9 protein-coding genes are annotated in these 11,219 nt (G+C 49.1%); 7 read left to right on the forward strand and 2 right to left on the reverse strand.

What is annotated here, in order from left to right:
* Positions 1–472: 472 nt before the first annotated feature.
* The 4 genes from M0R47_RS20650 to ligD are packed head-to-tail and all read left to right on the forward strand — an operon-like array spanning position 473 to position 5,514.
* A complete protein-coding gene (locus M0R47_RS20650; protein WP_292558245.1) occupies positions 473–868 on the forward strand; it encodes a four-helix bundle copper-binding protein in 396 nt (131 codons plus the stop codon).
* A 22-nt stretch (positions 869–890) separates the two neighbouring features.
* On the forward strand, positions 891–2,204 hold the full coding sequence (locus M0R47_RS20655; protein ID WP_292558246.1) for a sorbosone dehydrogenase family protein: 1,314 nt from the start codon (positions 891–893) through the stop codon (positions 2,202–2,204).
* Positions 2,205–2,223: 19 nt separating this feature from the next.
* Entirely contained in the window at positions 2,224–2,997 is a 774-nt protein-coding gene (locus tag M0R47_RS20660; RefSeq protein ID WP_292558247.1) for a Ku protein, read from the forward strand.
* 3 nt (positions 2,998–3,000) lie between these two features.
* Positions 3,001–5,514 carry a DNA ligase D gene (gene ligD, locus M0R47_RS20665; RefSeq protein ID WP_292558248.1) on the forward strand — a complete coding sequence of 838 codons (2,514 nt, stop codon included), beginning with the start codon at positions 3,001–3,003 and terminating at the stop codon, positions 5,512–5,514.
* Positions 5,515–5,747: 233 nt separating this feature from the next.
* Here ligD and M0R47_RS20670 read toward each other — a convergent pair whose 3' ends face one another.
* The gene (locus tag M0R47_RS20670) at positions 5,748–6,617 is read right to left on the reverse strand and encodes an SDR family oxidoreductase (RefSeq protein WP_292558249.1); all 870 of its coding nucleotides are present in this window, start codon (positions 6,615–6,617) and stop codon (positions 5,748–5,750) included.
* Positions 6,618–6,775: 158 nt separating this feature from the next.
* The gene (locus M0R47_RS20675) at positions 6,776–7,948 is read right to left on the reverse strand and encodes a zinc-dependent alcohol dehydrogenase (RefSeq protein WP_292558250.1); all 1,173 of its coding nucleotides are present in this window, start codon (positions 7,946–7,948) and stop codon (positions 6,776–6,778) included.
* A 336-nt stretch (positions 7,949–8,284) separates the two neighbouring features.
* Between M0R47_RS20675 and M0R47_RS20680 the strand changes: the two genes are divergently transcribed.
* The 3 genes from M0R47_RS20680 to M0R47_RS20690 all read left to right on the forward strand — a co-directional run.
* Complete coding sequence (locus M0R47_RS20680; RefSeq protein ID WP_292558251.1) at positions 8,285–8,497, forward strand: ChaB family protein; 213 nt, start codon at positions 8,285–8,287, stop codon at positions 8,495–8,497.
* 353 nt (positions 8,498–8,850) lie between these two features.
* Positions 8,851–9,306: a KGG domain-containing protein gene (locus M0R47_RS20685; protein ID WP_292558252.1), complete on the forward strand. Its 456-nt coding sequence runs from the start codon at positions 8,851–8,853 to the stop codon at positions 9,304–9,306.
* 471 nt (positions 9,307–9,777) lie between these two features.
* Positions 9,778–11,219, forward strand: a 1,442-nt coding sequence (locus M0R47_RS20690; RefSeq protein ID WP_292558253.1) for a TIGR03118 family protein, incomplete at its 3' end; no start/stop codon positions are given.

Raw genomic sequence — 11,219 nt, forward strand, 5'->3', positions numbered from 1 at the left:
GTCGTAGCGGTCGTCATGAAAAAAACCGTCGGCCTGAGCCAGCGGCAGAAAACCTACAAGACTCATCGAGGCCAGGGTAAGCAAGTTCTTTTTCAGCATAATATTTTCCTTTTACGTAATAAAAACAACTAATTAAATTTAACCTTGTTATTTAACCGACTTATTATAGGATGCGATACTTAAACTGAAGCTTAACAACCGCTGTTGTCAAAAAACTTTATAAAATAGCTTAATTGCAACATTCTCAGCTTATCTGTGCGCTATCCCACATATAACCATTTTTAATCGCTCATACGCCGCCTGGGCCCTCCTGCCCCCGGTCTGGGGAAGTAGATTCATGGCGCTAGTATGTGCGATGGCGTACCGACTGCGGCTGGTTTTTGGGATACAGTTTCCAGAAGTTTTAGCACGGCTCCGCCCTGCTTCAAAACTTACTTTTCGTCCACGTTTGTTCTTAACTCAGGAGAATCTCATGACTCATATACCTCAATCCGAACAGTCCATGCGTTCTGAACAGTCCATGCATGGCATGCGCCATTCCATGCAATCTTGCATCCAAGCTTGCATGGAATGCCATCAAGTTTGCCTGCAAACGGCTATGAATCACTGCCTGGAAACGGGCGGCAAACACGTTGAACCGGAACACTTCCGGCTAATGATGTGCTGCGCTGAAATCTGCCAGACATCAGCCAACTTCATGCTGAGCAATTCCACTTTCCATAATCGTCTCTGCGGAGTCTGCGCCGAAGTTTGCGATGCCTGCGCCCAGGATTGCAAAAACATCGGCAGCATGGATGAATGCGTCGAGGCCTGCATGAACTGCGCAGAAAGTTGCCGCCAAATGGCCGGCTCTTCTATGCAGCATTAAACGGAAACCGGGGGCCATGCTCATGAAACCAAGACGATCACTGTTATTCTCGGCGGTAGCTGTGGTTCTGAGTGCATGCGGCGAGGTGGCACAATTGCCGGTAGCGGCAGGCATTGGCCCTCATCCCCAACTGCCGCCGCCCAATCCGACCTTGATTCCGACAGTGAACGTCGCTCCGGCTATAGGCTGGCCCGCTAACGGTAAACCGGCGGCCGCGGCCGGGATGACCGTAAATGCCTTTGCCGACGGGCTCGACCATCCTCGCTGGCTGTATCTGCTGCCTAACGGCGACGTCTTGGTCGCTGAAACCAATGCACCGCCAATGCCCGAGGACGCTAAAAGCATTAAAACCTGGCTCACTGAGCGTGTCATGAAGGAGGCAGGCGCAGGGGTACCCAGCGCCAATCGCATTACCCTGCTGCGCGATACCGATGGCGACGGGATAGCCGAAACCCGATCGGTCTTTCTCGAAGGGCTCAACTCGCCGTTCGGCATGGCCTTGGTGGGCAATGATTTTTATGTCGCCAATGCGGATGCAGTGGTTAAGTTCCCTTATAGCAACGGGGAAACCCGTATCGTACAGCCGGGGACTAAAGTAACCGATCTCCCGGCCGGGCTTAACCATCACTGGACCAAAAATATTCTCGCCAGCCGGGACGGCTCGCACCTTTATGTCACGGTAGGCTCGAACAGTAATGTCGCCGAGAACGGCATCGATAAAGAGGACGGCCGCGCCGCCATTTGGGAAGTCGATCTCAAATCAGGCGCCCACCGCATTTACTCCGGCGGCTTACGTAATCCCAACGGCCTCGCCTGGGAACCGGATAGCGGCGCGCTGTGGACCGTAGTCAACGAGCGCGATGAAATCGGCAGCGACCTGGTTCCCGATTACCTGACTTCGGTACCCGACGGCAGCTTCTTCGGCTGGCCGTACAGTTATTATGGACAGCATGTCGACGAGCGCGTGCGGCCCCCGCGGCCCGACCTGGTCGATAAAGCCCGGGTACCTGATTATGCAGTCGGCTCGCATACCGCTTCTCTGGGCTTGGCTTTTTCCAGGCAGGGCACATGGCCGGCACCTTTCGATAACGGCGCTTTCATCGGCCAGCACGGTTCGTGGAACCGCAAGCCACACAGCGGCTATCGGGTCATCTTTGTGCCTTTCACAGGCGGCATGCCTTCTGGCGATCCGATCGACGTGTTGACGGGTTTTCTTAGCGCCGATGGCGAAGCCTACGGGCGTCCTGTTGGGGTTGCTCTCGACAAGCAAAACGCTTTATTGGTCGCCGATGATGTCGGCAACCGTATCTGGCGTGTAACGGCCTCGTCCCCTTAACTCAACGGGCATTTTATTTATGAGATCGATTTGGACAGGCGCAATAGGTTTCGGTTTGGTCAATATACCGGTCAAGCTTTACAGTGCCACCGAAACCAGCACGCTTGACCTGGATATGCTCGATAAAAAAGATCATTCCCACATACGCCTGATGCGCGTCAATGAACACAGCGGCAAGGAAGTCAGCTGGGAAAATATTGTTAAGGCCTATAAATACAAGGATGAGTATGTAGTTCTTAGCGACGAGGATTTTGAAGCGGCCAGTGTAGAAAAATCCAAAGTCATCACTATTTCCGGTTTTGCCGGAGAAGATGAAATCGACAGTATTTATTTTGAAACGCCCTACTATGTCGAGCCGGAAGAGTCCGGCGTCAAAGCCTATGCTTTATTGCGGGAAGCGTTGCTGAAAACGGAAAAGGTCGGCATTGCCACGTTCGTGATGCGCAGCCGGGAAAACCTGGCCATTTTAAGACCGACAAACAGTGTCATCATTTTAAATAAAATCAGGTTTGCCGAAGAAATCAAGGATGCTTCCGCACTTGATTTACCTTCCAAGACCGGCATAAAAAAGGATGAGCTGGAAATGGCCGTTTCATTAATTAACCAGCTTTCCGAAAAATTCGACATCAGCGCCTACAAAGACACTTACACCGATTCTTTATTGAAGATCATAGCCGCCAAAGCAAAAGGCGCAAAGCCCAAAAAGCCGCATTTGAAAGTGGTACCTACTCAATCTACGGACCTGGTAGCGCAATTAAGGGCCAGCCTGAATGCCCGCAAAAAAGCGTCTTGAACCATGACGCTTCATGCATACCAGCAAAAAAGGAATTTTAAAACCACACCTGAACCTGCAACAAAAAAAGCGGCTCATTCCGACAAATTAATCTTTGTGGTGCAACGGCATAAAGCTTCGCGCCTGCACTATGACTTCAGACTGGAAATGGACGGCGTGTTAAAAAGCTGGGCCATACCCAAGGGGCCTTCGATGAATCCTGCCGATAAACGGCTGGCTATCAAGGTTGAAGATCATCCTTATGCTTATAAGGATTTTGAAGGCGTTATCCCGCCGGGAAATTACGGCGCCGGCATAGTGGAGATATGGGATCGCGGCTATTACACCGGCAGCCTGAATTCGGGGAAAAATGCACAAAAAGAATTACTGAAAGCGCTCGATACTGGCCATTTAAACATTACTCTGCACGGCAAAAAACTAAAAGGCGAATTCGCCCTGGTTAAGCTAAAAGCCAGCCAGGATAACTCCTGGTTGCTGATCAAGCATAAAGATGAATATGCGGTGCAGGAGGAGTATGACAGTGAAGCGGAAACACCAAAAGACTCTCCGATCAATAAAGCGTTAGGCATGCGCAGCAAAAAATCGGCAAACAAACCTACAAAGGCTCTCGCCCAAGATAAACCTGACTACATACCGGCCATGCTGGCCAAAGAAGTTAAACAGCCTTTTGACGATAAGGACTGGATTTTTGAAATTAAATGGGACGGATACCGGGCTATGGCTGAGCTAAATAAAGCCGAGATCAAGCTCTATTCCCGGAACGGAAACCTGTTTAACGACAAGTATCCTGAAATAATCGATGCCTTGGCTCAAATGGATGTCGAAGCGGTCATCGACGGGGAAATCGTGGTCATGGATGAGCAAGGCAATCCCAATTTTCAGTTACTGCAACATTACAGCGAGCAACGATCGCAGCCGATTTATTACTATGTATTTGATATCTTAAAATTAAATAACCAGTCCGTTATGGAACTGCCGCTTGTTAAAAGAAAAGAACTATTACGCACTTTTATTCTATTCCGCACGCTTATAAAAAACAGCGTTATCAAATACTCTGACCATATTGAAGAAAAGGGTAAGGAAATGTTTGCGCTGATGGCGGAAAGAAACATGGAAGGCATTATGGCTAAAAAGGCCGATAGCTTTTACTTGCCGGGCCAGCGTAGCGCCAACTGGTTAAAAGTAAAATACCGTAAAAGTGTTGATGCCATCATCTGCGGCTTTACTGAGCCTGAGGGAGAAAGGAAGTATTTTGGCGCCTTAATATTGGGCTTAATGCAGGGCCAGACCATTAAGTATATTGGGCATACAGGAACCGGCTTTGATAACTCATTGCTAAAAAGCCTATATCAACAGCTAACGCCGTTAGCCATTCCTCAATCGCCATTTAATGAAACCGTAAAAACCAACACGCCGGTAACCTGGGTAAAACCCGTCCTGGTATGTGAGGTTGAATTTACCGAAAAAACCCGTGATGGCATGCTGCGAAACCCCGCTTTTATAAGATTGCGACCGGACAAACCCGTCGAGGATACGACCATGGCAAGCTCGGAAACCATCACCAAAGAACAGGCTGAAACAGAAAGCGCACCGAAAGCAAGCAATGACACAGTCATCCCTTTTGGACGCGTGAAAGTTCCTGTCTCTAACTGGGACAAACTGTACTGGCCGGAAGAAAAAATCACTAAAGGCGATGTAGTTGAGTATTACCTGAATATCGCCGACCTGATTTTGCCGTACTTAAAAAACCGCCCGCAGTCTTTAAAGAGGAATCCGGAAGGCATCGCCAACGAAGGCTTTTTTCATAAAGATGCGGGCGAGAATGTGCCTTCGTTTGTAAAAACCATTGCCGTGCATTCGGAATCTTCAAATAAGGACGTCGATTATATTATCTGCAATAACAAAGCGACCCTAACCTATCTTAATAACCTCGGCTGCATAGAAATCAATCCCTGGCACTCGACCATCCAATCTCTGGACTGCCCCGACTACCTCATCATTGATATCGACCCATCCGATAAAAATACGTTTGAGCAGGTCATTGAAGCGGCCAATATCGTTCACGAAATCCTGGAAAAAGCCGGGGCGGCCAATTTTTGTAAAACCTCGGGCGCTACAGGTTTGCATGTATATATCCCTACCCACAAAAAATACACCTATGCTCAATTAAAGGATTTTGCTGAACTGATTTGCGTGATGGCTACTGAACAATTACCTGAAACCACCAGCACGGAAAGAAGCCTCAGCGAACGAGGCAATAAAATCTACCTGGATTACCTGCAAAATAGTAAGGGACAAACGGTCGTCGCGCCCTACAGCCTGAGACCTTATCCTGGAGCCACGGCATCGGCTCCGTTGAAATGGGCAGAAGTCAAACCGGGGTTAACTCCGGCCCAATTCAATATTTTCACCCTCCCGGCCAGAGTTAAAAAGACCGGCGATTTATTCAAAGGCATTCTCGGCAAAGGCATCGATATGGAAACGCTGTTGGATAAAATGACCGGCGTTAAAAAGTAAAGGTTTTGCGCATCGCAACATTCTTATCCGGCACCGTAGGGTACGAGGCTGTGAAAATATTCGGTTTTAGAAAAAATTAAAGAATTCACCACGAAGACACGAAGGATACGAAGAAAACAATCGTTTTAATTCAATGTATTGAAAACTTCGCGCTCTTCGTGCCTTCGTGGTGAAAAAATGTTTTTAGCCTAATTTGGATAATACTTTCACCGTCTCCGTACCCTACCAAGCTTTCAACCATTCACGACCGTGCCGCCATTGGGATGAAGAACCTGCCCGGACATATACGAGGCATCATCCGAAGCTAAAAAAACATAACAGTTGGCGACTTCTTCAGGCTGTCCGGCCCGGCCCATCGGCACGTCCTCGCCAAAAGATTCGACATGCTCAGGCTCGAAAGTCGACGGAATCAGCGGCGTCCAGATAGGTCCGGGGGCGACGCCATTAACCCTGATTTTTTGTTCGGCCAGAGCCAGAGACAAGGACCGTGTAAAGCCGACAATAGCGCCCTTGGTAGACGCGTAATCGAGCAATTGGGGACTGCCTTTATAGGTCGTTACCGAAGTCGTATTAATAATGGTGCTTCCGGGTTGCAGGTATTTAAGGGCCGCTTTGGTTAAATAGAACATCGAAAAGATATTGGTGCGGAAGGTCTTTTCAAGCTGCTCTGCGCTTATGTCTTCAATGCTTTTCTGGGGATGCTGTTCCGCCGCATTATTGATCAGGCTATCCAGCCGTCCTAACTCACTGATAGTCTGCTCAACCGCTTCCCGGCAAAAATATTCTTGCCCGATATCCCCGGCAATCAGCAGGCATTGCTGGCCGTATTCATTCACCAAGCGCTTGGTTTCTTCCGCATCTTCATGTTCATCCAGATAGACAATAGCCGAATCAGCGCCCTCCTTTGCAAAAGCCACCGCAATGGCGCGTCCGATACCGGAATCCCCGCCGGTAATTAAGGCGACTTTGCCGTTGAGCTTGCCGGTGCCCTGATAATTGGGATCATGGGACTGAGGCTGGGGATTCATGTCTGTTTCCAGCCCCGGCTGGCGCTCCTGATGCTGGGGTGGATAAGGGGGTTCGGGATGCTTAATATCGGTCATGACGCCTCCTTTATAAGGTGGGTAAGAAAATACTTATCGCGGCACCGTAGGGTACGCATCGCGTACCATTTTCTGGATCAAGTCCCAAAAGGTACGCGATGCGTACCCTACCTCTAGCACTGCGTAACATCGGTTACTCATCTCAGCTACTAAGTTTATTAGGGTTTTAATACCACCTTGATGCAATGATCTTGTTTTTCCTTAAACAGGCTATAGCCCTCGGCGGCATCATCAAGCTTCATTTGATGGGTAATAACAAACGATGGATCGATTTCATTTTTTTCAATTTTTTCAAAAAGAATCGGCATGTATTTCTGCACATGGGTCTGACCTGTTTTGATCGTCAGGCCTTTATTCATCGCAGCTCCGATCGGAATTTTATCGCCATAACCGACATACACGCCCGGCACCGAAATAGTCCCGCCTTTGCGGCAACTCTTGATGGCCTGCCGTAAGACATGGGGACGATCCGTACCCAGCAATGCCGCTGTTTTCACGGAATCGATAATCCCGTCCAGGGTTCCGCCCGAATGCGCTTCGCACCCAACTGCGTCAATGCATCGGTCAGGCCCGCGCCCATGGGTCATTTGCATTAATTGGTCATAAACATCGACATCGTCAAAATTGACGGTTTCCGCCCTGCCCTGCTGCCTGGCCATTTCCAGACGTTCGGGCACATGGTCGATAGCGATGATACGCTCGGCGCCGAACATCCAGGCGCTTTGGATGGCAAATTGCGCAACCGGGCCGCAGCCCCAAACCGCAACGGTATCGCCGGGTTCAATACCACAGTTTTCTGCCGCCATATAACCGGTAGGGAAAATATCCGACAGAAATAAAACTTTTTCGTCAGGAATGCCATTAGGAATTTTAAAAGGCCCGACATCGGCATACGGAACCCGCAAATATTCGGCTTGACCGCCGGCGTAACCGCCCAGCATATGGGAATAGCCGAATATTCCGGCGGTCGCATGCCCCATCGCCTTGCGGGCTAACTCAGCACCGGGATTGGAGTTGTCGCACAAGGAATACATTTGTTTTTGACAAAAAAAGCACTCGCCGCAAGATATAGTAAACGGCACGACAACCCGGTCGCCGACCTTTAAATTCCTGACATCACTGCCAACCTCGACCACTTCCCCCATCGGTTCGTGCCCCAATATATCGCCCTTTTCCATGGTCGGCTGGAAGCCATCCAAAATATGTAAATCGGAGCCGCATATCGCGGTGGAGGTGACCTTAATAATCGCATCATTCTTGTTGATAATTTTAGGGTCCGGCACCGTGGTAACCCTAACGTCGTTCGTACCGTACCAGCATAAGGCTTTCATATCGTTCTCCTCAATCAGCATGGATAACTGTCGCTTCGCATTCATCAGTTCGGTTGATAACTGGCGGTAACTCTTGCATCAAAAGCCCCGGTTTTTAACTGACGACTTTTTTAATAAGGTACTGGTTTAAAATAAAATTTTCTGTGCGAAAACGTACCCAACCATTGCTTTTACAGAAAGCCGGAACTATTGCTTGTATGTGGGAGGCCGTACCGACTGCGTCAGGTTTTTCGCCTAGAGTGATTTCGATGCGGCTCTCCCAGTAAAAGTGAAAAGCCGTGTTTCAATATCCTGTTTCAAGGCAACGAATAGCAGCCATCCGGCCGGAGGTAGAACATGCCTTATAAAGATATCAGCGATTTACCCGAGAATGTGCGGGAGCATTTACCAAAACATGCTCAGGAGATTTATCAGGCGGCCTATAACAATGCTTGGGACGAATACGGGCATGACGAAGAACGGGCTCACCGGATAGCCTGGAGCGCAGTCAAAAAGAAGTATCAGAAAGATGAAGCCAGTGGGCAATGGAAAGCTATAGATAAAGCTTAAGCCAAATCAAATTCAACTCAGCCATCAAGGAAAACGCTATCTGGATCAAGCCGTTATTTGTGTCTTGGCGGTGAGTCAACCTTTAACTCCCGGTCAGAATTTCCTGTTTGGCCAATCGATTTTAAAACCCTGCCACAGGATATTAGAAAGCGCTAACTTATCTATAACTATATGATTACAATGAAGTTACAAAAAAAATAAATACCCTTAGTGTGTGTTGACGTACAGAAATTTGATGCTTTTTTCCTATATTCTGAGCTCACTTCTTTAAATACATAAAGAAGAAAAGCCTTTAACCCAATTCAACAAAAGGCACTTATATACGTTTAAATAATATGTTCGAGGTGAAGATCATGCCACAGAAACAGTCTCATACCGGTCAGAAAAGTTCCACCCGACTTCGCGGTTTTGCTTCAATGGACGAAGACAAGCAACGGGAAATTGCCAGTAAAGGGGGGCGCGCCGCTCATGAAAAAGGCACTGCGCATGAATTTACTCCAGAAGAAGCCAGAGAAGCAGGCCATAAAGGTGGTCAAGCCGCTCATGAGAAAGGCACCGCTCATGAGTTTACTTCGGAAGAAGCCAGAGAAGCTGGCCGTAAAGGCGGCCAAGCGGCTCATGAGAAAGGCACCGCCCATGAGTTTACTTCGGAAGAAGCCAGAGAAGCTGGCCGTAAAGGCGGCCAAGCGGCTCATGGAAAAGGTTCAGCTCATGAATTTACTCCGGAAGAAGCCAGAGAAGCTGGCCGTAAAGGCGGCCAAGCTTCCCATAAAAAAGGCTCTTCCGGCGAATCCAGACAGCACAGGTAAAGTAATCCTATAACTCTAGCTTATTAGAATTATGTTGGCCCCTACAGTCCTCATTGCCTTATGCACAAATCGAAATAATCCCTAATAAAGCCAATCATATTGTAAAAACATCATGTTATTGGCTTTCCAGCTGTTTTTTTTCAGACTTATGTAATGAGGCATGGCATAACCGCAGGGGTTGGCATTTCTAATAAAGCCGGACCGCTAAGCAAAGTTAGTCGCACTGCAAGACACCCCAAAATTGACAAGGCGTCGCTACTGCCGACCCTTACATTACTCCTGTTGGATGTACAGGCTGTCTTTCGTTTGACTTAATTTTTGCTTAGGCACCATTCTGGACTTTTGTCACACGCTTGATTGATGGCTGAAGCCAGACCAGGTGGCACGACAATGTAGTCGTGCCTGTACGCAAGAGGATCACTATCTCCAAAGAGTGTTCCCCGCATCAAATCATTATTGAGGAACTGCGACATGAAAAAACTACCTTTTTCAAAAACACGCCGAATATGCGCATCCTTGCTGGTTGCGTTGGCCTTTGCTACAGGATTGGGCGCTCATACCTTAGGGACATATCAATTGCAGAATCTGGTGACTGACACTGAAGGGGCGGACGCCACCGACGAAAATCTGGTAAATCCGTGGGGATTGGCTTTTAACCCCTTTGGCCCGGCATGGGTGGCCAACAACGGCTCTGGCGTTGCAACCGTCTATGATGGCGAAGGCACCGTTAATCCTTTAGTAGTCGAGATACCAACAGCAAGCGAAGCTACCGGTGGAACTCCGACTGGCGTGGTATACAACGGATCTCCCGAATTCGTGATTAACTCTAGTGGCGCTGTAGGCGGCACTAATGGTGGTACCAATGGTGGCACTAATGGTGGAACCAATGGCGGCACTAACGGTGGCACTAACGGTGGCACTAATGGTGGCACTAATGGTGGCACTAACGGTGGCACTAACGGTGGCACTAACGGTGGTACCAATGGCGGCACTAACGGTGGAACCAATGGCGGCACTGGTGTCGGTACCGGACCCAGCCGGTTCATCTTTGCAACGGACGAGGGTGTGATCGCGGCCTGGAATCCTGATGTCAATGCGACCCAGGCGATTCGCGTAAACGACGCCGCGGCGGAAAACGGTCCAGTCTATAAAGGTCTTGCCATAAGCGCGAACGGCACCGAAAGCCGACTTTATGCCGCCGACTTTTTCAACAATAAAGTTGACGTCTGGGATGGCGATTTCCAACCAGTAACGCTGGAGGAAGGCGCCTTTACCGATCCAACTCTTCCTGCCGGATATGCGCCGTTTAACATACAGGCTATTAACGGCAGCATTTATGTGGCTTATGCGCAGCAGGATGAAGCCAAGCTTGACGCTGTAAAAGGCGTAGGCCTTGGATTCGTGGATGTGTACGACACCGATGGTGTGTTCGTCAAACGCCTTATTTCGCAAGGCAGTTTGAATGCGCCTTGGGGTATGGCCTTGGCGCCGGCTGGTTTCGGCGAGTTTGGCGACCGTCTTCTGGTGGGCAATTTCGGCGATGGCACCATCAATGCATTCGATGTTGCGACAGGCGGGTTGATTGGTCATTTAGCTGATGACAGTGACGAACCTATCGTAATCGATGGCTTGTGGGCACTGAGCTTTGGCAATGGCTATTTGAATCAACCAATTAATACGCTGTTCTTTACAGCCGGTCCAAACAACGAGCAAGGCGGTCTGTACGGGCGTATCGATATACAAGGTAATGTAACTCCAGGAGACGGAACTGGCACTGGCACTGGCACTGGCACTGGAACTGGAACTGGAACCGGAACCGGAACTGGAACTGGAACTGGAACTGGAACTGGAACTGGAACTGGAACTGGAACTGACACCGGAGCTGGCACTGGAACTGGAACTGGAACTGGAAC

Source organism: Methylobacter sp. (assembly GCF_023227905.1).
GTDB lineage: Bacteria > Pseudomonadota > Gammaproteobacteria > Methylococcales > Methylomonadaceae > Methylobacter_A.